General features: G+C 40.7%; 28 protein-coding genes and 1 pseudogene. 5 read left to right on the top strand and 24 right to left on the bottom strand.

The annotated features are described in order from the left end of the window. Positions 1-323 precede the first annotated feature (323 nt). From AC3WR0_RS15175 to AC3WR0_RS15150, 6 genes are all read right to left on the bottom strand, one after another. Complete coding sequence (locus AC3WR0_RS15175) at positions 324-518, bottom strand: hypothetical protein (RefSeq protein ID WP_492553094.1); 195 nt, start codon at positions 516-518, stop codon at positions 324-326. 24 nt (positions 519-542) lie between these two features. Further along, the gene (locus AC3WR0_RS15170) at positions 543-689 is read right to left on the bottom strand and encodes a hypothetical protein (protein ID WP_492553093.1); all 147 of its coding nucleotides are present in this window, start codon (positions 687-689) and stop codon (positions 543-545) included. A 303-nt stretch (positions 690-992) separates the two neighbouring features. Further along, positions 993-1193, bottom strand: coding sequence for a cold-shock protein (locus AC3WR0_RS15165; protein ID WP_492553092.1), 201 nt, complete (start codon positions 1191-1193; stop codon positions 993-995). A gap of 203 nt (positions 1194-1396) precedes the next feature. Continuing rightward, a complete protein-coding gene (locus AC3WR0_RS15160) occupies positions 1397-1540 on the bottom strand; it encodes a YvrJ family protein (protein WP_027323944.1) in 144 nt (47 codons plus the stop codon). A gap of 230 nt (positions 1541-1770) precedes the next feature. Further along, a complete protein-coding gene (locus AC3WR0_RS15155) occupies positions 1771-1989 on the bottom strand; it encodes a DUF2922 domain-containing protein (protein WP_492553091.1) in 219 nt (72 codons plus the stop codon). A gap of 35 nt (positions 1990-2024) precedes the next feature. Beyond that, positions 2025-2243, bottom strand: coding sequence for a DUF1659 domain-containing protein (locus tag AC3WR0_RS15150; protein ID WP_027323946.1), 219 nt, complete (start codon positions 2241-2243; stop codon positions 2025-2027). 154 nt (positions 2244-2397) lie between these two features. Here AC3WR0_RS15150 and AC3WR0_RS15145 point away from each other — a divergent pair, with 154 nt between their 5' ends. Continuing rightward, a complete protein-coding gene (locus tag AC3WR0_RS15145) occupies positions 2398-2754 on the top strand; it encodes a DUF805 domain-containing protein (RefSeq protein WP_492553090.1) in 357 nt (118 codons plus the stop codon). 205 nt (positions 2755-2959) lie between these two features. On the opposite strand, the gene AC3WR0_RS15140 is transcribed toward AC3WR0_RS15145, so the two are convergent. The 3 genes from AC3WR0_RS15140 to AC3WR0_RS15130 all read right to left on the bottom strand — a co-directional run bounded on the left by AC3WR0_RS15140 (position 2960) and on the right by AC3WR0_RS15130 (position 5100). Next, the gene (locus AC3WR0_RS15140) at positions 2960-3925 is read right to left on the bottom strand and encodes a quinone oxidoreductase family protein (protein ID WP_492553089.1); all 966 of its coding nucleotides are present in this window, start codon (positions 3923-3925) and stop codon (positions 2960-2962) included. Between the two features lie 64 nt (positions 3926-3989). Further along, positions 3990-4670: a protein kinase family protein gene (locus tag AC3WR0_RS15135; RefSeq protein WP_492553088.1), complete on the bottom strand. Its 681-nt coding sequence runs from the start codon at positions 4668-4670 to the stop codon at positions 3990-3992. A 52-nt stretch (positions 4671-4722) separates the two neighbouring features. Further along, positions 4723-5100 carry a MerR family transcriptional regulator gene (locus AC3WR0_RS15130; RefSeq protein ID WP_492553087.1) on the bottom strand — a complete coding sequence of 126 codons (378 nt, stop codon included), beginning with the start codon at positions 5098-5100 and terminating at the stop codon, positions 4723-4725. A 270-nt stretch (positions 5101-5370) separates the two neighbouring features. Between AC3WR0_RS15130 and AC3WR0_RS15125 the strand changes: the two genes are divergently transcribed. Further along, on the top strand, positions 5371-5745 hold the full coding sequence (locus AC3WR0_RS15125; protein WP_492553086.1) for a carboxymuconolactone decarboxylase family protein: 375 nt from the start codon (positions 5371-5373) through the stop codon (positions 5743-5745). Next, complete coding sequence (locus tag AC3WR0_RS15120; protein ID WP_492553085.1) at positions 5745-6455, top strand: metal-dependent hydrolase; 711 nt, start codon at positions 5745-5747, stop codon at positions 6453-6455. The genes AC3WR0_RS15125 and AC3WR0_RS15120 overlap by 1 nt, the downstream gene beginning before the upstream one ends. A 26-nt stretch (positions 6456-6481) precedes the next feature. On the opposite strand, the gene AC3WR0_RS15115 is transcribed toward AC3WR0_RS15120, so the two are convergent. The 3 genes from AC3WR0_RS15115 to AC3WR0_RS15105 form a co-directional block, all read right to left on the bottom strand. After that, entirely contained in the window at positions 6482-6934 is a 453-nt protein-coding gene (locus tag AC3WR0_RS15115; protein WP_492553084.1) for a hypothetical protein, read from the bottom strand. Positions 6935-7095: 161 nt separating this feature from the next. Continuing rightward, positions 7096-8445, bottom strand: coding sequence for an ABC transporter permease (locus AC3WR0_RS15110; RefSeq protein ID WP_492553083.1), 1350 nt, complete (start codon positions 8443-8445; stop codon positions 7096-7098). Beyond that, on the bottom strand, positions 8442-9131 hold the full coding sequence (locus AC3WR0_RS15105) for an ABC transporter ATP-binding protein (protein WP_492553082.1): 690 nt from the start codon (positions 9129-9131) through the stop codon (positions 8442-8444). Before AC3WR0_RS15105 ends, AC3WR0_RS15110 begins: the two co-directional genes overlap by 4 nt. A gap of 276 nt (positions 9132-9407) precedes the next feature. Here AC3WR0_RS15105 and AC3WR0_RS15100 point away from each other — a divergent pair, with 276 nt between their 5' ends. Next, on the top strand, positions 9408-10196 hold the full coding sequence (locus AC3WR0_RS15100) for a TIGR00266 family protein (protein WP_492553081.1): 789 nt from the start codon (positions 9408-9410) through the stop codon (positions 10194-10196). A 926-nt stretch (positions 10197-11122) separates the two neighbouring features. Beyond that, the gene (locus AC3WR0_RS15095; protein ID WP_492553080.1) at positions 11123-11941 is read left to right on the top strand and encodes an STAS domain-containing protein; all 819 of its coding nucleotides are present in this window, start codon (positions 11123-11125) and stop codon (positions 11939-11941) included. Between the two features lie 41 nt (positions 11942-11982). On the opposite strand, the gene AC3WR0_RS15090 is transcribed toward AC3WR0_RS15095, so the two are convergent. The 12 genes and pseudogenes from AC3WR0_RS15090 to AC3WR0_RS15035 all read right to left on the bottom strand — a co-directional run bounded on the left by AC3WR0_RS15090 (position 11983) and on the right by AC3WR0_RS15035 (position 24285). Further along, entirely contained in the window at positions 11983-13047 is a 1065-nt protein-coding gene (locus tag AC3WR0_RS15090; RefSeq protein ID WP_492553079.1) for a DUF3900 domain-containing protein, read from the bottom strand. A gap of 546 nt (positions 13048-13593) precedes the next feature. Beyond that, complete coding sequence (locus AC3WR0_RS15085; RefSeq protein ID WP_492553078.1) at positions 13594-13740, bottom strand: hypothetical protein; 147 nt, start codon at positions 13738-13740, stop codon at positions 13594-13596. Positions 13741-13950: 210 nt separating this feature from the next. Further along, a complete protein-coding gene (locus tag AC3WR0_RS15080) occupies positions 13951-14121 on the bottom strand; it encodes a hypothetical protein (RefSeq protein ID WP_166028913.1) in 171 nt (56 codons plus the stop codon). 54 nt (positions 14122-14175) lie between these two features. After that, positions 14176-14733, bottom strand: coding sequence for a hypothetical protein (locus AC3WR0_RS15075; protein WP_492553077.1), 558 nt, complete (start codon positions 14731-14733; stop codon positions 14176-14178). Between the two features lie 152 nt (positions 14734-14885). Continuing rightward, on the bottom strand, positions 14886-15368 hold the full coding sequence (locus AC3WR0_RS15070; RefSeq protein ID WP_492553076.1) for a hypothetical protein: 483 nt from the start codon (positions 15366-15368) through the stop codon (positions 14886-14888). An 837-nt stretch (positions 15369-16205) separates the two neighbouring features. Further along, positions 16206-16625, bottom strand: a complete 420-nt coding sequence (locus AC3WR0_RS15065; protein ID WP_492553119.1) for a 3-hydroxyacyl-CoA dehydrogenase family protein — start codon at positions 16623-16625, stop codon at positions 16206-16208. Positions 16626-16652: 27 nt separating this feature from the next. After that, positions 16653-17077 (bottom strand): annotated as a pseudogene (locus tag AC3WR0_RS15060) (3-hydroxyacyl-CoA dehydrogenase family protein); the annotation flags it as partial. A 90-nt stretch (positions 17078-17167) separates the two neighbouring features. Continuing rightward, complete coding sequence (locus AC3WR0_RS15055; RefSeq protein ID WP_492553075.1) at positions 17168-17929, bottom strand: SDR family NAD(P)-dependent oxidoreductase; 762 nt, start codon at positions 17927-17929, stop codon at positions 17168-17170. A gap of 519 nt (positions 17930-18448) precedes the next feature. Beyond that, positions 18449-19891, bottom strand: a complete 1443-nt coding sequence (locus tag AC3WR0_RS15050; RefSeq protein ID WP_492553074.1) for a GntP family permease — start codon at positions 19889-19891, stop codon at positions 18449-18451. Positions 19892-20076: 185 nt separating this feature from the next. Then, a complete protein-coding gene (hisD, locus tag AC3WR0_RS15045; RefSeq protein ID WP_492553073.1) occupies positions 20077-21369 on the bottom strand; it encodes a histidinol dehydrogenase in 1293 nt (430 codons plus the stop codon). 252 nt (positions 21370-21621) lie between these two features. Next, positions 21622-23082 carry a CoA-acylating methylmalonate-semialdehyde dehydrogenase gene (locus AC3WR0_RS15040; RefSeq protein WP_492553072.1) on the bottom strand — a complete coding sequence of 487 codons (1461 nt, stop codon included), beginning with the start codon at positions 23080-23082 and terminating at the stop codon, positions 21622-21624. Between the two features lie 27 nt (positions 23083-23109). Next, entirely contained in the window at positions 23110-24285 is a 1176-nt protein-coding gene (locus AC3WR0_RS15035) for an iron-containing alcohol dehydrogenase (RefSeq protein WP_492553118.1), read from the bottom strand. Positions 24286-24342: the final 57 nt, after the last annotated feature.

Below are 24342 nucleotides of genomic sequence, written 5' to 3'. Positions count from 1 at the left end.
TACGCTAATGACCCAATCCATTTACTGGTTAAAAGCGTAGATTATTAACATAGAAAGGACTATATACTTTCTTTATAACCTTTCTTAATAAATTCAAGGAGGTTTTGATAGATGGATCAAAACATTACTTCACAGGAAATCCAAAGGGCGGCAAATCAGGCAAGAAGATTTGGTGACTTCATGTTTTCTGATCCGCGTGGGAGGACTTCCAGGCAGAGAAGAACAACTAGAAGTACTCAAAGCACTGCAAGACAAACAACCAGAAGAACCGTAAGACAAACAACGAGAAGAGCCGTAAGACAAACAACGAGAAGAGCAGTAAGTCAAAATACAATAATTCGTAATTTAAGAAACACAACCAGACGCTCCTCTTCCAGACGTTCTTCCAGCAGTTCTTCAAGACAAAGACGTTCTTCCAGCAGTTCTTCAAGACGAAGACGTTCTTCCAGACGTTCTTCAAGACGGAGACGTTCTTCTTGGGGTTCTTTAGGGGGTTCTTTAGGGGGAATTTCAGACATACTTTCTTCCATGCTAAGACGTTCTTACGGGCGTTCCTCCAGACGTTCTACCAGCAGTTCTTCCAGGCGTTCCTCCAGTAGTTCCTCCAGGCGTTCTTCCAGTTGTTCCTCCAGGCGTCCTTCCAGTAGTTCTTCCAGACGTTCTTCACATAGAAGACGCACTTCACGCACTAGGAGAACCAGCGCAGAGCACTTTAACCGCAGAGAAAGGTACTGGAAAGACGGAAACATGTGGCAAGAACGGCTTTATAACGAATAACCCGTAATCTCAATTGCCGTTGGATTTATATCCAGCGGCTTATATTTTGACTTTAAAGTGTTCTTATTAAAACAATAGGCTGACGCACCCCCTGGAAAAGACTATATTTGCAACGTCTCTAAACCATTCAATGAAGGAACACTGCACAAAGATATTAAAGAACCCAAAAAAACAGTCCCCCCTCTTCCGGGCGGACTGTCTGAATTAGTCAATTATTATTTTTTGGTTACGTTAGCTGCCTGTGGTCCACGAGCTCCTTCAACAACTTCGAAAGAAACTTCTTGACCTTCTTCAAGTGATTTGAAACCTTCAGATTGGATTGCAGAATAGTGAACGAATACGTCGTTTCCGTCTTCTGTTTCAATAAATCCAAATCCTTTTTCTGCATTAAACCATTTAACTTTACCGTTTTTCATGTAAAAAAGCCCTCCTATTGGCTCGCACTAAAGCCATGTAAAATTCACCAAATTACAGCGCTGATAGATTGTTAGATCTCTCACCCAAACGTTTACAAAACACTATGAATAAGTGAGAAATATAAAGCTATCACGTGTAACGGTTTCTTATATTTTACCATTTTCACATGATTACTGTAAAGGATTGGAATATTCTCCAGCTCCTATGTCCTTTCTGTCAATTTTTCAGTAAGGCTTTGGATAGATTGCACCACCATATCAAGCTTGGCTTCTATTCTATACAAGAGATACAGCGTAACAATAATCGGAAAACCTACATCACTGATGAAAGGAATAATTTTATCCACGATACACCCTCCTTTCTGAGAACAGCTAAAGCTTCAGTTTACGGCGTATGGCACTTTTTATGAAAGGCTAAGTTCGCCACATCATCGAAAAAGCAGGTGCTTTTCCTTCGTGCGAGGATATAGCTGACGAAACCTTCCCTGTCGTATCCGTCATACGTTCTGAATTTATGGATATAATTCTGATTACTTAAAGAAGAGGGCCGGTAAATACCCAGCCCTCCCGGTCATGATTATGCCAATGGATAATCAGTAACATTGCGTTCGATCAGCCTTGCTCCTTTTGCTGAAGATAAAACTCCGCTAGTAGTAACAAATATCCCAGCTGCGATTACTTCTTCCATTCTTTGTTTTACTGCTGCCTGGTCAACTGGTTCCTTCGGATTGTCAATCACAATTCTGGAGGGTTTTCCGCCTTCCGTAACAAATTCAAGCTCCAATGTCTTTGCCATTCTTTTCACCTCCTATCCTTTATTTTTTTCAGTTATTAACCAATGATTTCAGAACTGTCATTTCTTTCAACTGTACTTAGCGGTTCATTGCTTAGTGCAGCTAAAGCGCGTGCTGTCTGAAGCAGCTGGTCAGCTGTAGCATCCTTTTTAACATTGTTAAAGGTTTTTGTTTTGTAAAGCGGTTTTCCATTGTCATCCATTCCGGCGTCATAAACCATTTTGAGTCTAGTGATTGCAAGCATTGCCTGTGCCATTGTCCATCACCTCCTTTCACCTTCTATATACAAAAAAAAGAAGAAAAAGGTCAGGGTATATTCCTTATTTATAAAAAAGCAAAGCACTTTTTTATAAATAACTTAAGAAAAAGTTCATATATTTAAAAGAAACTATTACGGGGGAGGAAGCAGAATGGATTGGTATCTAAAGGTTTTAAAAAATTATATTGGTTTTCAGGGGCGAGCAAGGAGAAAGGAATATTGGATGTTTTACCTTTTTAATGCCATTATTTCGATCATTTTGTTAATCGTACAGTCCGTTGCTCATTTAGATTCACTTCTTACTAGTCTGTATTCCCTAGCCGTTTTTCTTCCCTCTTTAGCTGTTACATTCCGCAGATTGCACGATACAGGGAGAAGCGCAGCGTGGATTTTCATTGCATTTGTTCCTATTGTTGGAGCCATTGTATTGCTTGTTTTTGCTTGTCAGGACAGTCAGGCAAATGATAACCAGTATGGACCGAATCCTAAACCGATTGAAACCTTTTAATAATAATGATAAAACCGCCAATCCCCAAGGGGCTGGCGGTTTTATTAATGTTTTGTAATCTATATTTATGTAATATAGCTCAAGTGCCTTAGCTTATTAGAGGATGCTCTGTTCCTAAAGCTGGACAGTTCCAATCAAAGCAGCCAATTTCCCAATGTTTCTCACGTAAAAGCTTCGCTGAAGCGGTACTTTTACCTTTTGATATTTATGGAATCAATAGAATTTTACCGGTGCTTTTGCGGCTTTCTAAATATTCATGTGCCTTGGAGCCATCTTTTAATGAAAATTGTTTAGGGGTTTCTATTTTTAATTTACCTTCTTCTATCCAGCTAAAAAGCTGTCTTGAACGCTGATAACGTTCTTCCCAGGATGTCAGCACATTCCATAGGTCTCCTCCGGTTAGTGTTTTTGAGGTGTCCATCAGCATCCTTGGATCCACCGGCTCAGGATCTCCTCCTGCCATGCCATAAAACACAACTGTTCCTCCAATCCGGACTGCTTTAAAACTATCCATTAAGGTTGAGCCAACTGAATCATATGCTGCATCAGCCCCTTTTCCCCCAGTTGCCAATATCACTTTTTCAGCCCAATTCTGTCCATATAAAAATACCTCATGAGCTCCTGCTTTCCTTGCGATATCGGCTTTTTCCGGTGTAGAAGTCAGGCCAATCACTTTCCCGCCAAAGATTCCTGCTATTTGAGTAAGAAGCTGGCCCACTCCCCCTGCTGCAGCATGAACAAGTACAACGTCTCCTTCTTTTACCTGGAAGCTGTCCTGCGCAAGATATTGAGCAGTAAGCCCCTGTAACAGAACGGCGGAGGCAATTTCAAAAGAAATGGAATCCGGAAGAGGAATGACCTTATCCCTGGGAACTGCCACTAATTCAGCATTCGCATAAGGAACATCTGCAAAGGCGACTCTGTCTCCGGGCTTAATCCCATCGACCTCTGCTCCCACCTCTTCCACAATCCCGGCTCCTTCATACCCCAGTATAAAAGGCGGGTTCCCTGCCAGATGATAATTTCCTTTTCTCCGGTATATATCGGCGAAATTCAGCCCAATGGCCTTCATCCTGACAAGGACTTCCCTTTTCTTAAACTCTGGTTCTTTAATATCCGTATATTGCAGGACCTCTGGACCGCCAAATTCATTAAAAACGAGTGCTTTCATTTGTTTACCTCTTTAATCGTAGTTTTCCTTCAAGCTGTATTATAAACAATTTTATAATTCTAAGCTAAAAAGCTTGCTTGATCTTTTTAAAAAAGATACTGCTTTTCCTTTTTGTTCTTTTATAAATTCTGTAGCCTTTTCGTACACTATCCACCACAGCGAATGGAATTGGTGGGTGGAATTTATATATAAAAGGCTTATAAATTCGGTAATAAGCTTTTTTTAAATCATTCCATTTGCTGCAGTACCCTTCTTTATGGAAGTCGGAAATATCCACAATATATCCTCGTCCTTGATCCATCACCACATTTTTCCCATGGATATCGAATGGATTAAGACCTTTTTTTCGTGCAAAGTCAAGACCATTGTCAATATCGCGAATCACACTTTCCGGAATTCTCACTCCTTTAACAAGGGCATTGAAAAGGGTAATTCCGGACAGTTTTTTTAAAACCAAATAATGATCGCCATAAGCATGAAGCGTGGAGTACGCTTCATGTTTCCCCAGCTGCGTGTATACTTGTATTTCTTTCTTTATCTCTTCAACGTTCCTTCCATACACCTTTACAACTAAGTCCGGATTCGCCTCGTGAACAAACACGGCAGCATAATTTCCATTTCCGATCAATTTCCAGGACTGTGATTGATTTCTTACCAGAATGGGATCAAAGGGACTTTCAGTTGTTAACTGAATATATGGTAATAATTCTTCTTCTATTAATTTGATATACTCATTCAATTCCATTCTGGCACCTTCTATACAAAAATTAATTTTGTCTCCGTCATAACTACTAGTTTCAAATTAACATAGATTTATAGACTTCCAGCTTTTTTTCAGTAACCCCAATAACGGATTCGATTTCATTTTTTTGGTGCTGCAGTTTTTGAAGATGCTTCTCAAGAATGGTTTTACGAATGAGAATAATAGCTGAAATTTCAGGTACATCCTTTTCGAGAATACAGCCTTCTTTCACAATTTCCTTAATATCCTGTAAACTCATCCCGGTGCTCTTAAGGCTGCAAATGAATTGAATAAATTGCACATCTTGTGCAGTATACACCCTGTCCTTCCCATTTACTCGTTTTGGAAAGGGCAGAATTCCTTCTTTCTCATAGAAACGCAAGGTATGTGCCGACAATCCCGTTTTTCCAGATGCCTCTCCGATTGTATACATAATATTCCTCCGAAATATTTTCTTCCTTTAATCATAAGCTCGAACCTGAATAGCTGTGGATAACTGTAATTTCATTTAGTCGTGCGCCAATTTTTTTGCAGGGGTGTCTGTTGAATTATGAATTATGCTTTATGCGCTCGCTTTCCGCTCCATCAACATTGTGGCAAATCAACAATGAACTTTAACACAGCTTAATCATAAATCCTTGTTGACTTAGATTCCACTCTAAGCTTTATCCTTTAATTATTAAATGTAAAGGATGTGTATTTTATGCAAGAAAAACGGTATATCCGCGGCAAAAGGCTCCTGGAAGAACTCGTAGGAGATCCCGCTCGTGAAACCATAAAAAAGTTAAATATGGTGGCGCCTGATGCAGGCATCTTGCTTGCCGCTCATTTTGGGGACTTTTACTCCAGAGAGTGCCTCGATTTAAAAACGAGAGAGATGGTTACTTTATCTTCACTCGCTGCCACAGGTAAAACCACACAGTTAAAGGTACATTTGAATGCAGCTGTCACATTAGGATGCACGCGCGAGGAAATTTGTGAGATTATGATTCAATTAATCCCTTATAACGGTTTCCCCACGGCCCTAAATGCGCTTGAAATTGTTCGTGAATTTTTTCAGGAGAAGGAGGAACTGTGATGGACTCGAAGCTTCAAATTAGCTGGCTGGGCTTTGGTGCCTTCTTTTTTATCACACCGGGGGGAAAGAAAATTTTAATTGACCCATGGATTCATAATAATCCTCTTTTTCCAAATGCCTTTCGTAAAACTATTTTGGATTCTGACTATATTTTTTTAACTCATGGACATCGGGACCATGCAGAAGATGCCGTGGAACTTGCAAAGGCTACTGGTGCTAAGGTTATCGCCGGTTGGGAATTGGCACAGCTGCTGATGCAAAGAGGTGTGGAAAATGTCCTTCCAATCAATAAAGGAGGCACACGGGCAATTGAGGATTTGCGTGTTACCGCTGTTCATGCTGATCATTCAGGAGCTTTTGTAGAAAACGGAAGAATAATATATGGCGGCGAGCCAATGGGATTGGTTATAAGGTTCGAAAATGGCTTTACGATTTACCACGCTGGTGATACCAATGTATTTGGTGATATGGCTCTTATTTCAGAGCTTTATCATCCTAAGACAGCCATCCTGCCAATTGGCGATGTTTTTACCATGGGTCCAAGAGAGGCCGCCAAAGCAATCGAACTCCTTAACATTAAGGAAGTGATTCCTATGCATTTTGGATATGATTTCTTAACTGGCACACCAGAAAAACTTCGGGATATGGTCAAGGACCCTTCTATTAAAATTTATAATATTTTACCAGGAGATACATTCTTTTTAGAATAAAATACTGGCTATGTGCTCCACAAGCGTTATTTTAAACCAGGTCGTATTCTTCCAATTTCAATATCTGCTTCCATATAGTTTTCATAGGGAACAGGGGCATTAGCTAATCTGCGCAGCATCATTAATTGCCCTACATGTGTCATCGCATCAGCAAAAGGACCCTGCAAAAGTTGTTCCAGCGAACGAGTTAGTGGCAAAACTTCCTCACGAAGAATTCCATCTAACTCTTCTAAAGTATCATAAAATCGCAGAGTTTCAGTTTCCCAGCTATGAATATTTCGGTATTCAGCAAGATTGTAGTCTTTATAACAGCTGATGGTATAAGCCATAAGAAAGGTAATATGATTTAGGATTTCTAACGGAGAGCGTCCATTTTCGCCCACTTTAAGAACGATGTAATCGGCAGGAGCCCCTTTTAAAGCTAGTGTTGTTCGATAAGAAAGTGTAGCCAGAAAATGCCTTAATAGATTATTAACCATGTAATAAATGTACCTCCGCGACTAGATTCCAATTTGAGTAATTATATAATGAAAATTTGCTGTTTCTTTCCAGTGAATTATAGCATGTTTATGGTCAAGCAATAAATATCTTTAAAAGAATAAAGCCAGCTCCCTTTTTTAAGGGGCTGGCTCAATTTTTATTACACTTCTCTTCTCATAGCCTTCAGTACATCTACCCTTGTTGCCCGCTGTGCAGGCCTTAATCCCGAAATAATTGTTACACCATAACAAATCACGATACAGATTAGCGGAAGGCTGATCGGAATATCACTAAAGGTAAAATTGCTTGGTGCGTTTTCACCAAATGCATTTTTTATAATAAGAGGAAGGGCAAAGTTTACCGTGTAGCTGATAATATAGGAAACAACCGTGCCAATCAGGGCACCAATCAAACCAATATAACTGCTTTCGAGCAGGAAAATACGCCTGATCGTCTTTGGGTTTGCACCAATCGCTTTCATGATACCTATATCAGGTGCCCTCTCCGTTACGGCCATCGTCATTGTATTATAAATTCCAATCGAGGCAATCAGAATCGCAATCGTTCCAATAAAAATCAGACCAGCCTTAACAACTAAAAACACAAGATTGACTTCCTTCAACTCATTAAGGACTGAATAGGTTTCATACTTTTTATCCTTAAGCTGCTGATCGATGTTCTTTACAGCTTCCATATTCTTCGCATAAACCTTTACCTCATCGTAAACATCTCCTTCTTCCTTAGGTACAGGCTGTTCTGCAAGATTTGAATCTTTTAACATTCCCTTAGGAGTACCAGTGAAGGCTTCAATTTCCTTTAAACGATCGTTTGAAATATAGGCATTCCTGTCCTCAATCCACTTCTTAGTCGGCTTTACTCCAATCCCGGTAATCGTAAAAGTAAAGATTTTCTCTATTTCCTTTCCATTTTCATTCTGTTTCACCGGAAGCTCTACTGTTTGGCCAATCAGTTCTTCGGTATATCGGTACTCATCCTTTAGAACCCCTCTTTTATCATACATGTCCTCCGGTTTGGCATTCTTGGAAGCCAAGTTGGTTAAAAAATGGTATCCAACCACCATTTCATCTGATTTTTTAGGAAGATGACCTGAAGAGAGTTTGAATCCAGCCTTCATCTCAGATGGAAAATCAGCAATAATGGTTTGAGTATCAATCTGATAATCCTTAAGACGGAACTGTGTGTTTTGCTGGAGCATTTTTCTCCTTGTCACAGCCTTTACATTCTTTATTTTTTCTAAAACTTTGATATCTGTATCTGTTAATGGGGTAAATCCATTTTCCATATCTTGCTTTCCATGAATGTCAATGGCAGTAACAACCTGTCTCTCCGTAATGTCCTTTACAATCGATTTTTGAAAACCAAATCCAACAGAGGAAAGAACAATCAGAAAGGCACAGCCCATCGCCGTTGCTAAAATCGTCATAAACACCCTTGTGCGATTTTTTTTCATATTTTGCCGTACAAAGCGGAATTGATCTTTAAGCTTCATATCAGCACCCCATCCGTAATTCTGCCATCACTCAGTTCTATTGTACGTTGACCAATTCTGGCAACTTTATCATCATGAGTAATAATCAAAAAAGTGATGCCCAACTCCTGATTTAATTCCTTTATAAAGCTTAAAAGATCTTCTTCTGTCTCGCTGTCCAGACTCCCGGTCGGTTCATCTGCGAGTATAATTGGAGGATTAACAATCAATGCCCTTGCTATGCTGACACGCTGCTGCTGGCCGCCCGACAATTCACCAGGATAGTGGTCCTGATATTCAGATAAACCCACTTTTTTAAGCATCTCTTCTGTCTTATCCCTTCGTTCCTTTTCAGCCATTCCTTTTAAAATCAATGGAAGTTCTATATTTTGAAATGCAGTCATACTTGGAATCAGCTGAAAGCTTTGAAAAATAAAACCAAGATTTTTAATTCTAAAATCCGCAAACTGAGCTTCATTTAACTTTGATACCTGCTCCTCGTTTATCCAGATTCCACCTTCCTTTGGGCGGATAAATCCGCTTATTAAATTTAAAAGTGTTGATTTTCCTGACCCGCTTCTGCCTACAATTGTAACGATTTCTCCCCTATTAACCGAAAAATTAATATCCCTAAGGACCGGAATAATTGTGGACCGGCCTTTTTTTCCTATTTCAAAGTCATGGCTCACATTTTTAACCTTAATCAATGAAATCCTCCCATTTCCCTCTCAAATATATTTCCATAAATAAGACGGACAAAATTGGAAAACGCCTTCAAATTATGTAAAAATTTTTATTAGAAAAACTTGGCATTCGCCAAGTCCTTTTTGGCGTTGCCTTAGTTTTGCTTATGCGTTCAGAATTTATGGATATAAATTCTGATTAGCTAAAAAAATCCAACTCGTACTTTTTTGGATAATATTAGCATTAAATTAGGCAATCTATTAAAATATAATTGATATCTTTTTTATGGGGGTTTTTGGATGAACAGCCATCAAATAGAATACAAAATCTACGGCGATGACATGCAATTTGTTGAAGTAGAACTGGACCCACAGGAAACAGTTGTTGCTGAAGCCGGCAGTTTAATGATGATGGAAGATGGAATCGGAATGGAAACCATTTTTGGCGATGGTTCCGGCGGTGGCGGCGGGCTTATGGGTAAGCTTTTTAACGCCGGCAAGCGGGTCCTTACTGGGGAAAGCCTATTTATGACCACTTTTACGAATCAGAGTTATGGTAAAAAGCATGTATCCTTCGCCTCTCCTTATCCAGGAAAAATTATTCCCATGGATCTTAGCCAGCTGAGCGGAAAGATAATCTGCCAGAAGGATGCGTTCCTGGCAGCAGCTAAAGGAGTAACCGTAGGAATCGAATTCCAGCGCAAAATCGGAACAGGCTTTTTTGGCGGTGAAGGCTTTATTATGCAGAAGCTTGAAGGCGCTGGACTCGCGTTTGTTCATGCCGGCGGGACTATACATAAAAAAGAACTTCTCCCTGGCGAGGTACTGCGTGTGGATACTGGCTGTCTTGTAGCCATGACAAGCAGTGTTAACTATGATATTGAAATGGTAAAAGGTATTAAAACCGCTTTGTTTGGAGGAGAAGGTTTATTCTTTGCCACATTGCGCGGGCCTGGAACCGTTTGGGTGCAGTCATTGCCATTCAGCAGGCTGGCAAGCCGAGTATTTGCGGCGATGCCATCCCGAGGCGGACATAGTGATGAAGGAAGTATAGCAAAAGGCATTTTCAACCTTTTGGATGGGGATTGAGATAGGAAAAGCGCAAGCGCCCGTTCAGCGACGTATGGCTATTTTGAAGAAAGGCTAAAGTCGCCACGTCCTGTGGCAACGCCTTTCTGACCCGCGTCCTGCGGGCCTCCACTTCGACTGAGATAAAGGATAATGAAATGCTGAAGTGTCTTGACTAGGGGCGACAAGCATAAGACGAGCCGGCGAGAAGGTTGTTCTTTAACCTTCAGACGGATTGGCTTATGACCTCGAGCCCCTAGACACTGAAGCTGGACAACACGAAATGCAAAGCATTTCGATGTTGACTTATCGTAGGGAGAAGCGGGATGGACACTAGGCGCTGGGCGCTGGAGCTAGACAATTTAAAAGGTAAAACTTTATACTTTATTATCCATTTATAAAAGACGGCTGTTTCCGTATAGGAAGCAGCTCTTTGTTAAGAAACTTCGTTTTTAGGGCACCAGTTTCGCATTATCTTTCAATCGTGACATTTTTCCGATATGAGGGGCATTATGGAGTACCAGATTAGTCAGCTTAACCTTCCATGATTCTGAGTGATCTTCTTCCTTTGGGAGTTTCTTTTCTTCGTTAGGGCTGCAATCCATTTTCCTTTGAAAATTGGCCGCTGCGTCATTTTTGGAATTAAAGGTAATCATGGACGCTTTCTTATCAGTCGAGCAAGGACCGAGTGGAAGATAAAGATAGAACCTTTTCAAACGAAGAAAACTAGTAAATACCCAACTCTTCCCACTTGTATCCTCTTAGGGATAATGTTATATTAAATAAGCGATGAGCTGAGTTGTGTAAGCCGGGAAACATTCCTTTTTGGAGCACACTATGTGGAGTGTGGTTTTCCGCCTCAATACGCAAAAAGACACCTGCTATGCAGGTGTCTTTTTTACTGTCTTTTTATTATTAAACATTCTGAATTGTGTTATCTAATTAACTTGTATATACTTTTATCATACTTAACAGTAAAGGAGAGGTTCGCCATCGACTTTTTAAAAAAGCTGAACACTCTGCATCTGCTCGATAAAATTAGCGAAAATATTTTAATTGCCGATATTGATTATAATATTGTGTGGCTGAACCAATCTGCTAAAGAACTTCTTAAAATAATTGGCCCCTTTGTTCAAATAGAAAAACCTGAGGATTTTATTGGTCAAAACCTTTCACGTTTTCACAGCCGAAGCTCACAGGAATACATAGAAAATGGGACGTTTCCTCATTCAGCAACCATCACATTATTTCAAAAATTCAAATCGAATATTGTAGTAAATGTTTTAACATCTGAGACAGGAGAAAAAGTTGGGTATATCCTTACGTGGAAGGACCTCACAGAATTTGACAATATCTTAAAAGAACGTGACGAGCAATTAAAAGAGATCGATACACCCATCATCCCTCTTGCGAATGATATTTCTATTCTTGTACCTATTTTAGGAAAACTGACAGATGAACGAATTAGCCATATTGAAGAAAAAGTTCTTGTCTTCTGTTCTAAGAATCCAATATCGGACATTCTTTTTGATTTTTCCGGAGTTTTGAATGAGCTCGACCCTCAAACCGCCTCCCGCCTCCAGCAAATGCAGGGGGCACTCAGATTAATGGGAGCAGAACCTATTTATGTAGGGATAAGGCCAGATATGGCACGTTCCATGGTGAGGGACCAGATTTTTATCGGTGCCAAAACCTTTAAATCGTTTAAACAGGGAATCTTTTATATTTGGAATAGATCGGGGTTTACGCTTTCCAGCCCGAAATAATACAATAAAAAACGCACGCAGTTTCCACTGCTGTGCGTTTTTTAACTTTGTTTCCTTTGAATTTTTCCGATTACATCTTCTATTCTGTCTGGCTTCAAAAATTCCACCGGAGAAAAGCCTTTTTCAAAAACCACCGAATCAGCTTCAATAAGAAGGACATACTTATCCCCTACTTTTGCTAAGTGAATCATATCTCCAAAATCGGCAAGAAGACCTCTTACAGAAATATGGTCCATCTTCATTTTTAATTCAAGATCTGGAGTTTGCTCAACAATTTGAGCTGCTGCCTCTATTACCTGTTGAGTATCAAACCGTTCCTGGAGCTCTCTTTTTTCACTGGCTGCCCAAATCTCCATTGCTGATTCAAGCTGCTCCAGTTCCTCACTTTCAGGTTCAAAAACTTCTTCCATATGCCCTCTCACCATTTCGATGACCTGAGACTTAACAATCTCCGGCATTGACTCCCCGTATTCCACATACTTGAGAAAGTCCTCAAAATAACGAGCATGTGAGGCCTGGTTTATTTTCAGCTCATGCTCCTCCAGCATACCTTCCTCTTCCATATACGGATACTGGATAGACTTCATATTTTTTGTCGTAATGGCCATTTCTACTTGCCGAATGAGTGTTTTTTCATCAGAAATAGACGCCACCTTCGGTTCAAAATCACATTTTAGAATAAACACAAACGGGTCATCGAAATAACGGTTTAATTTAGCGGAAACAACAATAAAAACACCGCCACGAACTGCGCTAGTATCAATATAAGCAGACACAAACTGCTCACTTTGCTGCATAAATACTTCCTTTTCATCCGCAACGCGTACCCGGTTAAATAAATTATAATTGGGGTTAGAGGTCAGATCATGGCCCTCCTCGACAACAAAATAACCAATTTTTGTAGGTACTTCCTCCGTTTTCGGATGACGGTCCACCTTTCGCTTCACAATCTTGGCCAATTCACCGTCAAGGAAATCCTTTAAGGGGCTATCGTCATAATCCTCACCATCAAGCGTCTGATAATGCTTGTAGCGTTTATCGGCCTGTTCACCCTTACCCTCAACTTGTATAACAAAAAAAGATAAGAAATTAATATCAAAGTCCATTTGCTCACCCTGCCCTTTACATTTACCTTCATCAGTATAGGATGGGGCGCTGTTTTCGTCAATTTAAAAAAGCACTCCAAGATATTGCTTTGTACCCTGAGGGATTCATAAGTTATGCCGCTGGGTTTGAGCCAATTTGATTCCAGATTGCTAAATGGAACTGGGATTATATCAAGCTTTGGAGCTATTTCCGTGGTGAGTTTTTATAAAGTTTTCCAGTAAATTGCAATCGCGATTTAGCTGTTTAGGCGAGAGATTTATTTTGTCATGATTGGCATTTGCTTCGATGAATCGTGCATTACTTGGGCGGAATCGTGCATTACTTGGAGGAAATCGTGCATTACTCGGGCGGAATCGTGCATTACTTGGAGGAAATCGTGCATTACTTGGGTGAAATCGTGCATTACTTGGAGGAAATCGTGCATTACTTGGGTGAAATCGTGCATTTATTTGTTTGAGAGGGGGTATATCAGGAAAAACAACTGGCTTTTTATGTGTTTTAAAACTGCAACAACAATAATAATCGATTATTCTTTGATTTTCTTTTTAAAATAATGCAAATCGATCTTTCATTCGATTTTGCTGGTCGGGAAGGCGTCCTTCCACTGTCGAATCCTTTTTGGGATTTTGATTCCCCTGCATTTTTCTTTCCACTTCAAGTAGGTTTTCTTTTTCAAACTTTTCGTTTGCCATATTGAATCCCTCCTATAAGTTGTCCTTATCCTTTTCCCTAAAAATAAGCTGTTTAGACAATTTTCCCCTATCGGAAAAATTTTACATCTTTTTCATGCTCAAAAAGACACCTGCCCAGGACTCATCCTGTCCGTTGTGAGATCAAAATTTATGGTTGTAGATTCTGATTAGCTAAAAAAGAAGCAGTGCGTTTCCGCAGCTGCTTCTTTCCTATTCATTCATTTCAAGAATTTGTTTTTGAATGATGCGATCCCGCTCTCCGCCGTCCGATAGTTCTTCAGAAAATTCATGTTCCGTATTTTTGCCAACAAGCTTAGATGTTGCAATTGTCTTAGGAGCCAGGTTATTATTCGGTGCCCCTTGTTCATTCCATTTTCCCATACATACAGTCCCTTCTTTAGTAGTTTCTATTTAGTATGGGGTTTTTTATGAAGTTTATTTATCGGCGATAAGAGAATTTCCAAGCTGCATGAGCTTATTCCCATAAACCGTTTCAAATACATCTCTTATCCTTTGGTTTTGGACATATGAAAATTTGTGGTTCTCATAAGAAAGTTTTGTTTTTAATAAAGCTATTTCATCAGTAACTTCATTCGTTTGCACTTGATTCAGCTGGATATCCAAGCTTTTCCCTATGATGGCAGCCTGCTGAAAGTCTTCAATTTCATCAAGTTTTGAAGCTGCGTTTTCTAAAACTTCTGTCTCATTCTTTCTGAATCCACGTGGTACTTTATCCAAAGCAGCAGCTGCTTTTTTATACTGATTATTTGCTTTTTTTATTTTATCTTCATCTAATTTTGCCAAAGTACCGTTTTCCTGTACAAATTGAAGGTTTTCTTCCATTTCTTTATACAGAGAAGATGTCTCTTGATTCGCTTTTTTTATATATTCTTCAGCTTTTTTGGCATTACCCTCTGTGTAAAAAAGAGTTCCCAGACCTCCAAGGACCAATATCAACGATAAAATAATACCGAAAACGACTTTGATTTTCATGTCCTGCCTCCCATAAATCTGTGCTTATAAAAATTATAACACCCAGTGAAAAGCAGGAATGAAAGCCATTTCAAACAATTTGTGAAACAGCAATATTTTTTTAAGTAACCGTTCGTTTTGAATCAAAAAAAATGAACCGGTGAGGGTTCATTTTATGGAATGTATTGTTCAGTTATTTTAACCACTACTCCATTTTTCACCTGAATGTGGAATGGAATTTGGCCATCCTTATTTCTTTTTTTGAGGAAATCAAGGAATTGGGCTTTCGTTACCTTTTCGTTCCATTTTATATCCTCCCCACGTGTTTGAAGGACGTATGTTGCATATTTTGAAATAGCGAAGGTACGGATTCGCGGATTCACGTTTCGGATCCAGTAGCCATCCGGGGCATGCTGCATATCCTTACTGCACTTACAGTCCTTTAAAAACTCACGATCAGCAGCTTTACCAAAATACCATTGAATATAGTCGAATTTGCCAACAAGTTGGCCGTTCACACTTTTCAAGCTTGTAATATATGTAGGGGAGTTTTCAGTGACCGGCTTTGGATGCGAGGTTGTCCGGGCCTCCGATACAGAAACAGTTCCTAAAAGCATAGCAGCAATTGCAAAACCCGAAAACAATTTTTTTAACATCTCTACCATCCTCTTCCTCTTATTCGTTCTTGGCTAAGTATACGAAGCAACAGGCATGAATATTCTATCTTTTGCTATTCCTATACCCCTTTCTCAAACCTTTAGTCGTAATAGAATGAAAGATTTTAAAAAAAGAAATAATTTCAATTATATTTATTTGACGCAGTAGAAGATGGATTCGTTTCATTGTTAAAAAATATATTTTTTCATAGATCTCTATTAAGGCGCTATTGGAAAAATGGTTTCTGCTCCACAAAGCAAATCTTCCTTGAAGAATCATTGCTGGGATAGGCGATTTTATGCCGGTAACGAAACCGCTCCTTTCCCAATGCTGGGGGTCTCCACTACAATAATAAAATTAAAACTTTCACTGCTTTTTAACACAGCCTTCTTAAATTTGTAGAAGTCTCCCCCGAGTTTGCAGAACACTCATTCAAAAATGTAGAACACATCTTCATTTCTGTAGATTAGGTCTGCTTTTTTGTAGAAAAGACCTATATTTGTAGAAGTCTCCTTTGATTTTGCAGAACCTCCATTCAAAAATGTAGAACACATCTTCATTTTTGTAGATTAGGTCTGCTTTTTTGTAGAAAAGACCTATATTTGTAGAATGCTCCCCCGATTTTGCAGAACACTCATTCAAAAATGTAGAAGACATCTTCATTTTTGTAGATTAGATCTACTTTATTGTTGAAAAAACACATATTTGTAGAACTGCCATTCAAAAATGTAGAACACATCTTCATTTTTGTAGATTAGGTCTGCTTTTTTGTAGAAAAAATAAAAAAGACTACAGTTTCCGCTAATGATAGCAGGAATCCGTAGTCCTCTTTTAAATTAAAGTTCCGCTAAATCTTTTTTTAACCAGGAGATCAGTTCCCGTTCGCGCTCATCGTTCATTTGGTCAGAAAAGGAGGATGGCCAGTCGTAGAATCCCTTTCCGTTTTTCTGTCCAAAGTTTCCTTCATTTACAAGCCCTCGCATTGCTGGAGATGATTCGCTTTCTGTACTTAGATCCGGAAACAGATAGCTGGAGATGGAATGAAAAACATCCAGGCCTCCCATATCTGCCGTAATAAATGGCCCAGTTACCGGCAGGCGGCGGCCAATACTATAGCGGACAGCCGCATCGATATCTTCTATTGTCGCTACTCCCTGTTCAAGTATGTACTGGGCTTCTCTAAATAGGGCATATTGTATTCGGTTTCCAACTGAACCGAGAATATCCTTCTGTACCACAATTGGCTTTTTCTTCATTAATCGCAATAGATCGAGTGACCTTGATACCGTTTCATCAGAGGTGTGCTTTCCCCTCACAATTTCAACAAGAGGGATAAGGTGTCCCGGATTCCAGAAGTGAGTTACAACTGTACGTTCTGGTTTTTTTGTATGTAAGGCAATTTCAGTCGGGCTTAATCCTGATGTATTGCTGGCTAAAATAACATCCGGTCCGCAAAGTCCATCTAGTTTTTCATACCATTCCTGTTTAAGGTCCAGTTTTTCAGGGATCGCTTCTATAATAAAAGTTGCGTCCTTAATACATTCCTCAAGAGAGTCTGTAAATAGACACTATTTCTGACAGTTTCAAATTCATCCGAATCTATCACTTCATAACGGATTAGTACCTGAATTTTATCCTCAAGCCCCTTTTGCCCTTTTTCCAGGTCCTCCTGGCTATTTCCCCAAATCTTTATTTCTAATCCGGCCATGGCGGCAGATAAGGCAATAGAATGGCCCATGGTACCCGATCCGATTATCGCTACTTTTTCATTAACAGGCATTCTCATTCTCCCTTTCTATTAAATAGCGGTCCATCCGCCATCTACTTTAATAGTTTCACCGGTAATAAAGTTTCCCATATCAGAAGCCAGGAACAAGACGGCACCTGTAATATCAGCAGGACGGGCAAGTTCACCGAGAGGAATGCGATTCATTACATCCTCATAAAAATCCCGATTCTCAAACATTGTTTTTGTCATCTCGGTTTCTACAAAAGTTGGTGCTACTGCATTTACCTTAATATGGTGTTTTGCCCATTCAACGGCAAGCGCTTTTGTTAATTGAACAGCACCGCCTTTACTGGAGCAGTATGCAGTTCTGTTGTAATAACCCACAAACGCCATTTGAGAAACGATATTGATGATTTTTCCGCTTTTATTCGGGATCATGTATTTGCCCGCCTGCTGCGAGCAAAAGAAAAGACCTTTTAAATTGGTATCTATAATTTGATCCCAGTCTTCTTCTGTTACTTCTTCTGCTGGCTTCGGAATATTAACTCCTGCGTTATTTACCAGAACGTCGAGACCGCCCATTCGTTCGGTGGCTTCATCTACCATTTTTCGGACACTAGCAACATCCTTCATATCAGCAGTGATATAAGAACTATTACTCTGTAGTTCTTTTAAACGGCTGACGGCCTCCTCGAGAGCGGATTCCTGCCGTCCTGTTATAACAACCTTTGCCCCAAGACCAGCAAAAGCAAGGGCAATATCCAATCCAAGCCCTTTACTCCCTCCTGTAACTAATACCTTTTTGCCACGAAGCTCTGAAAAGTAATCCATGTAATACCCCTCCTAAGAAAAGCGCAAGCGCCCGTTCAGCGACGTATGGCCATTTGAAGAAAGGCTAAGGTCGCCACGTCCTGTGGCAACGCCTTTCTGACCCGCGTCCTGCGCGCCTCCTCTTCGACTGAGATAAAGGATAATGAAATGCTGAAGTGTCTTGACTAGGGGCGACAAGCATAAGACGAGCCGACGAGAAGGTTGTTCTTTAACCTTCAGACGGATTGGCTTATGACCTCGAGCCCCTAGACACTGAAGCTGGACAACACGAAATGCAAAGCATTTCGATGTTGACTTATCGTAGGGAGAAACGGGATGGACACTAGGCGCTGGGCGCTGGAGCCAGACAATTTTAATGGTCAAAAATTTTTACTTTCTTATTTTTTAAAAAAACTCGGCATCTGCCAAGTCGTTTAGGTGAATGCCCTAGTTTTTCTATTGCGTTCAGAATTTAGGATATAAATTCTAGTTTGTTAAAACAGACAGGACACCAAATTATAGTGTCCTGTCCTCCATTATTTAGATAAGGCCCGTTAATGAGTAAACTCCAATTATGAAGAATGTGGCCAATGTTTTTATAACAGTTACCGCAAAGATGTCCTTGTAGGACTGCCTATGAGTCAGTCCGCAGACTGCAAGCAGGGTGATAACAGCACCGTTATGCGGAAGAGAATCCATACCGCCGGATGCCATAGCAATGATACGGTGCATTACTTCCATAGGAATACCATACTGATTGGCAGCTTCCACGTACTTTTCACCCATCGCACTAAGCGCAATACCCATACCGCCGGACGCGGAACCTGTGATACCAGCAAGCACGTTAGTAGTTACAGCACCGTTTACAAGCGGATTTGTGAAAGTATGAGAAATACCATCACGAACTACTCCAAAGCCAGGAAGTGAGGAAATGATTCCACCAAAACCATATTCAGAACCAGTATTCATAGCAGCAAGTAAAGCTCCGCCGATACCAGCGTTAAGTGAAGTTTTAAAATCAACTGTAACAGATTTAAAATTAAATAAAACTGTTGCTAAGATACCGATTACCAGTGCTAGTTCAACAGACCATACGCCAAGAACGGTTGGCAGTTCAACCTTTCCGAAAGCATCAAGACCGATTTTTGTGAAATCAAATCCATTTGGATACCACTTTGGAATGGAAACCGTAAAGAACTTGTTCATGACCCCTACAAGAACCAGTGGTACAAAAGCAAGAACCTGGCGAAGAACACCTTCATTCTCTGTACCTAATGAAATTGGGGCAATAGCTGCTTGTTCAGCCGCTGCTGCCATTTGTTCCTTTGCAGAATCTCCAATTCCGAAATAGCCTTCACCTGCTTTTGCAGCTTTACGGCGGCGGGATTCAAGATAAAGCATACCAAGGACAAATACAAAAATTGCACCAATGAAACCTAAAGTTGGAGCTGCATAAATGTCTGTTTTGAAAAATGTTGTTGGAATAACGTTTTGAATTTGTGGTGTACCCGGAAGAGCGTCCATTGTGAAAGAAAGCGCTCCCAAAGCAATCGTGCCTGGAATCAGGCGTTTTGGAATATTAGCCTCCTGGAACAACTTAGCTGCAAATGGATAAGCCGCAAATGCAACAACGAAAAGACTTACACCGCTGTATGTTAAAATAGCTGCCATTAATACGATTGCAAGAACAGCACGCTTTGCTCCAACTGCTTTAACGATTGTTTTAGCGATAGAAGCAGCAAGGCCAGAGGTTTCTACTACCTTACCAAAAATGGCACCCAATAAGAATACAGGGAAATAAAGTTTAATAAATCCGACCATCTTTTCCATAAAGATATTAGAGAAGAATGGCAGTACATGTGATGGATCTGTGAGCAATACAGCAAACAGAGCGCATAACGGGGCAAACAGGATTACTGAGAATCCTCTGTAGGCGATAAACATTAATAGCCCCAGGGCAAGCAGAATAACAATCAGTTCCATATAGTTCCTCCTAAGTTTTCGTGTGATTTCTCCCTTATTAAAACGGCTGTAAGACAGCCGGATTAACCCCTTTGCAATTCAAAAAATTAAAATACTTCAGTTAATTTTTACCAAATTTATCACTATGGATATATGGTTTTTTATATGGGCGGCTTATAGAAGCATGCCGCCCTTCTTTATCTCTATTAATTTGTTACAGTTTCTTTTTTGTATCGGCGAACCCGAAGAAGTGCTTGTTCACGGTGTCCTGCAAAGTTTTCAAGGTTGCAAAGACGCTCAGCATATTCGCCAATCATAGCACTTGCTTCTGGTGTTCTGATTTCCTGATAGGTGCAGGTTTTTAGAAATTTACCAACCCATAAGCCGCCTGTGTAGCGTGCAGCGCCTTTAGTCGGTAGAGTATGGTTTGTACCAATTACCTTATCACCAAAAGCAACGTTTGTTTCAGGCCCAAGGAACAGCGCACCATAGTTGGTCATGTTCTCAAGGAAGTTGCGTGGATCCTCAGTCAGAACTTCAACGTGCTCGTAAGCAAGCTTGTCCGCCTCAACTACTGCTTCCTGAATACTGTCTACAACGATAATTTTTCCGTATTCCTGCCAAGCAGCACGGGCAACATCAGCAGTTGCAAGAGTTTCAAGCTGACGCTCAATCTCTTTCACTGTTTCATTAGCAAGTTCTTCGGAAGTTGTGATTAAAGCAGCTGGTGAAGTAGGACCATGTTCAGCCTGTCCTAAAAGGTCAGTAGCCACAATCTCTGCATCAGAAGTTTCATCAGCAATGACCAGCACTTCTGTTGGTCCTGCAAGAAGGTCGATACCTACGCGGCCAAACAGCTGGCGTTTTGCTTCCGCCACAAATGCGTTTCCTGGTCCAACCAGCATATCAACGCCCTCAATGGTTTCTGTTCCAATTGCCATAGCAGCCATTGCCTGAACTCCGCCAAGAAGATAGATGTCATCTGCTCCAGCAAGTGCCATTGCTGCTACTGTTGCGGCAGGAACTTCACCATTAATAGGAGGCGTACAAGCGATTACTCGTTTAACGCCTGCCACTTTTGCAGTAAGAACACTCATATGTGCGGATGCAACCATTGGGTATCTTCCGCCAGGGATATAACAGCCTACACTGTTAACCGGAATATTTCTGTGTCCCAAAAATACACCTGGCAGCGTTTCTACTTCGATATCACGAAGAGCTGATTTTTGAGCTTCAGCGAAGCGGCGGATCTGTGCCTGAGCAAATTTTATGTCATTGATGGTACTTTCAGGAACTGAGCTGATGATTTCCTCAATTTGTTCCTGGGAAAGTTTAAAGCTTTCCGGAGACCACTTATCGAAGCTTTCTGAATACCTTCTTACTGCTTCGTCACCGTTTTTTTCAATATCATCAAGGATGTTTTTAACTGTTTCAGATACTTGAGCAGCCTGTACAGCCAGCTCTTCTTTTGTTTTACCAGTCTTTAAAAATTTCGCCATGTCCATCTCTCCCTCTTTAAAGTATTGCTTTGTAAAAGCTAATTGGTAAATAGGACCTTTTTCATTTTGCCTGTTATGCTGTCTCTGCTTTAGGTGCCAGGTTTCCTCGGGCGGACCGGGAGCCTGTCAAACCAGCGCCCTATCCCCTCATGTTGAAGTTTTCCCGAAGAGATCTCGCACCTTTAGCATCGACCGACAAAGTTTAAAATCGAGACCTTAGCAGATCGCTTGCGAAGGAAGTCTCGCATTCTATTAATATCTAGCAGTTAACATCTTCTTACGAGTATAGAATTCAACGCCGTCTTTACCATTTGCATGAAGATCGCCGTAGAATGACTTTTTATAGCCAGAGAACGGGAAGAATGCCATTGGTGCAGGAACTCCCATATTTACTCCAAGCATACCTGCATCGATATTCTCGCGGAATTCACGCACTGCTTTTGCACTGTCAGTGAACAGGCAAGCGCCGTTGGCAAAGTCAGATTGGTTTGCAACTTCAATTGCTTCTGTCAGGTTCTCTGCACGAACGATTGAAAGTACTGGTGCAAAGATTTCATCCTGCCAAATTTTCATGTCTGGATTTACATTGTCAAAAATAGTTGGTCCAACAAAGTAACCTTCACCATTTACAGCCTTATCCTTACGGCCGTCACGAACGAGAATCGCACCTTCTGATTCACCAATTTCAATATACTTAACTGTTTTTTCTTTATGTGCTTCACGGATAACTGGTCCGAGGAAATTACCTTTTTCAAGGCCGTTACCGATTGTCATTTCCTCACAAGCTTTTACAAGGCGGCTGACTAATTCATCAGCAACATCCCCAACTGCTACAACAACGGAACAAGCCATGCAGCGCTCACCTGCAGAACCGAAAGCCGCACCGATAATGTTTGTAACAGTTAAATCAAGATCTGCGTCTGGAAGAACAATTGAATGGTTCTTCGCACCAGCTAAAGCCTGAACGCGTTTACCGTTTGCTGCAGCTGTTTTGTATACATACTCAGCAACCGGCTGAGATCCTACAAAGGAAACACCTTTAACATCTTTGTGCTCAAGAATTCCATTAACTACATCATGAGCTCCGTGAACAACATTTAGTACGCCATCTGGAAGTCCTGCTTCCTTGAACAATTCAGCCAGGCGGTTTGCAAGCAATGGAGTACGCTCAGAAGGTTTTAAAATGAATGTATTACCGCAAGCGATTGCTAGTGGGAACATCCAGCAAGGAACCATCATTGGGAAGTTGAACGGTGTGATACCGCCCACAACCCCGATTGGGTAACGGTACATTCCCGACTCTATTCCTGTTGCGATGTCAGGAAGCTGAGTACCCATCATAAGTGTTGGAACACCTGCAGCAAATTCCACACACTCGATACCACGCAGTACCTCGCCGTATGCTTCATCATAATTCTTTCCGTTTTCCGTAGTAATCAGGCGGGCAAGCTCATCCCAGTGATCAACTAGAAGCTGCTGATAACGGAACAGAATTCTTGCACGCTTAGGAACAGCTACGTTTTTCCAAGACTGGAATGCTTCCTTCGCTACTTCTACAGCTCGATCAAGATCTTCACGGCTTGATAGTGGTACGTTAGCTAAAGTTTCTCCAGTTGCTGGATTTGGAACAGCCTCTGTTTTTCCTGATACAGAGGAGACCCATTCTCCCCCGATAAAGTTCTTTAATGTTTTTGTTTCAACTGATGCTGGCATGAATATTTCTCCCCTCTGTTTTTAAAATTATTTGGCAACCGTTTCAAGTACGGTAAAGTCATAATTATAGCAATAGTGGTATAGCTCCACAATTTCTTCATGAGTTGGCACCTTTGGATTATTGCCTGGGCTTCCGCTGGCAAGAGCGTCTTGGGCCATTTTGGAAACAACCTGATTAAATCTTTCACTGTCTAAACCATAATCTCTCATGTTCGGTATATTCAAATCACGGCAAAGCTTTTTAACCTCATTTACAGTAACATCAGCTAGTTCACTATTTGTCAGCGCTTTCAGGTCTGGCCTCAAAATTTTGCCGATATCTGCAAGGCGAACCTCTGCACTTTCTTTTGTAAATTCAAGTACCGCAGGTAAAAGCATAGCGTTGGAAATTCCGTGTGGCACATGGAAAAGTGCCCCAACTGGGCGGGACATTCCATGAACTAAGGTAACGGATGCATTCGTAAACGCAAGTCCTGCCTGCATGGAGGCTAACGCCATTTTTTCCCTAGCTTCCTTGTCCTCACCATTTATGTAAGCTTCACGAAGGTTATTAACAATCAGCTCTATCGCTGAAATAGCCAGATTATCTGTCAGAGGCTGCGCCAATTTCGAGATATACGCTTCCATTGCGTGACATAGAGCATCTACACCAGTTGCTGCAGTTACTGAAGCTGGCGATGAATAAGTAAGGATTGGATCAACAATCGCCATTTCCGGTAAGAAAGCCGGATTTTTAATCATCATTTTAATATCATCTTTTGTATTAGTGATAACCGTAACACTAGTTACTTCGGAACCAGTACCAGCGGTTGTCGGAATCGCAATAAGCGGAATCGGGCTTTTTTCAACTGGCCTTTTCCCTCCCATGAAGTCTCCGATATAACCTCCATTAGTAGCGACAACTGCTACAGCTTTCGCTGCATCCAAACAGCTTCCTCCGCCAATGGCAACGATAACATCACATTGATTATCTGTGCAAATTTTTAAAGCCTCTTCAACGTGAACATCAGTTGGCTCGGAATTTACTTCAAGATATTCAATATGAAAAATTCCTGCTTCATCAAGAAGATCCTGGCATTTTTTCACGTTTCCGATTTTCTCCATGATTCTATCGCTGACGATGAGCGCTTTCTTTCCAAGAAGTGAAACCTGCTCGCCGAGTTTGGATAAAGAATCGTTTCCATAGAAAACCGCTTTTGGCATTCTAAATTCTGCAAACCCTTTCAAAACAATCCCCTCCTTTATCTGTACACTTTCTAT

The organism is Neobacillus sp. FW104-15D2 (assembly GCF_058790155.1).
This window is presented reverse-complemented; position numbering and strand designations above follow the sequence as displayed.

Bases quoted from the DNA above. Each gene is read 5' to 3' on its own strand.
- AC3WR0_RS15080 (WP_166028913.1), bottom strand. From the start codon at position 14,121: ATGGGAAAATGGAATGAACAAGGGGCACCGAATAATAACCTGGCTCCT.
- AC3WR0_RS15040 (WP_492553072.1), bottom strand. From the start codon at position 23,082: ATGCCAGCATCAGTTGAAACAAAAACATTAAAGAACTTTATCGGGGGA.
- AC3WR0_RS15120 (WP_492553085.1), top strand. From the start codon at position 5,745: ATGGACTCGAAGCTTCAAATTAGCTGGCTGGGCTTTGGTGCCTTCTTT.
- AC3WR0_RS15035 (WP_492553118.1), bottom strand. From the start codon at position 24,285: ATGCCAAAAGCGGTTTTCTATGGAAACGATTCTTTATCCAAACTCGGC.
- hisD (WP_492553073.1), bottom strand. From the start codon at position 21,369: ATGGCGAAATTTTTAAAGACTGGTAAAACAAAAGAAGAGCTGGCTGTA.
- AC3WR0_RS15100 (WP_492553081.1), top strand. From the start codon at position 9,408: ATGAACAGCCATCAAATAGAATACAAAATCTACGGCGATGACATGCAA.
- AC3WR0_RS15125 (WP_492553086.1), top strand. From the start codon at position 5,371: ATGCAAGAAAAACGGTATATCCGCGGCAAAAGGCTCCTGGAAGAACTC.
- AC3WR0_RS15140 (WP_492553089.1), bottom strand. From the start codon at position 3,925: ATGAAAGCACTCGTTTTTAATGAATTTGGCGGTCCAGAGGTCCTGCAA.
- AC3WR0_RS15090 (WP_492553079.1), bottom strand. From the start codon at position 13,047: ATGGACTTTGATATTAATTTCTTATCTTTTTTTGTTATACAAGTTGAG.
- AC3WR0_RS15175 (WP_492553094.1), bottom strand. From the start codon at position 518: ATGTCTGAAATTCCCCCTAAAGAACCCCCTAAAGAACCCCAAGAAGAA.
- AC3WR0_RS15150 (WP_027323946.1), bottom strand. From the start codon at position 2,243: ATGGCACAGGCAATGCTTGCAATCACTAGACTCAAAATGGTTTATGAC.
- AC3WR0_RS15130 (WP_492553087.1), bottom strand. From the start codon at position 5,100: ATGTATACAATCGGAGAGGCATCTGGAAAAACGGGATTGTCGGCACAT.
- AC3WR0_RS15055 (WP_492553075.1), bottom strand. From the start codon at position 17,929: ATGGATTACTTTTCAGAGCTTCGTGGCAAAAAGGTATTAGTTACAGGA.
- AC3WR0_RS15165 (WP_492553092.1), bottom strand. From the start codon at position 1,193: ATGAAAAACGGTAAAGTTAAATGGTTTAATGCAGAAAAAGGATTTGGA.
- AC3WR0_RS15085 (WP_492553078.1), bottom strand. From the start codon at position 13,740: ATGGCAAACGAAAAGTTTGAAAAAGAAAACCTACTTGAAGTGGAAAGA.
- AC3WR0_RS15070 (WP_492553076.1), bottom strand. From the start codon at position 15,368: ATGTTAAAAAAATTGTTTTCGGGTTTTGCAATTGCTGCTATGCTTTTA.
- AC3WR0_RS15075 (WP_492553077.1), bottom strand. From the start codon at position 14,733: ATGAAAATCAAAGTCGTTTTCGGTATTATTTTATCGTTGATATTGGTC.
- AC3WR0_RS15115 (WP_492553084.1), bottom strand. From the start codon at position 6,934: ATGGTTAATAATCTATTAAGGCATTTTCTGGCTACACTTTCTTATCGA.
- AC3WR0_RS15145 (WP_492553090.1), top strand. From the start codon at position 2,398: ATGGATTGGTATCTAAAGGTTTTAAAAAATTATATTGGTTTTCAGGGG.
- AC3WR0_RS15050 (WP_492553074.1), bottom strand. From the start codon at position 19,891: ATGGAACTGATTGTTATTCTGCTTGCCCTGGGGCTATTAATGTTTATC.
- AC3WR0_RS15155 (WP_492553091.1), bottom strand. From the start codon at position 1,989: ATGGCAAAGACATTGGAGCTTGAATTTGTTACGGAAGGCGGAAAACCC.
- AC3WR0_RS15135 (WP_492553088.1), bottom strand. From the start codon at position 4,670: ATGGAATTGAATGAGTATATCAAATTAATAGAAGAAGAATTATTACCA.
- AC3WR0_RS15065 (WP_492553119.1), bottom strand. From the start codon at position 16,625: ATGAAGAAAAAGCCAATTGTGGTACAGAAGGATATTCTCGGTTCAGTT.
- AC3WR0_RS15110 (WP_492553083.1), bottom strand. From the start codon at position 8,445: ATGAAGCTTAAAGATCAATTCCGCTTTGTACGGCAAAATATGAAAAAA.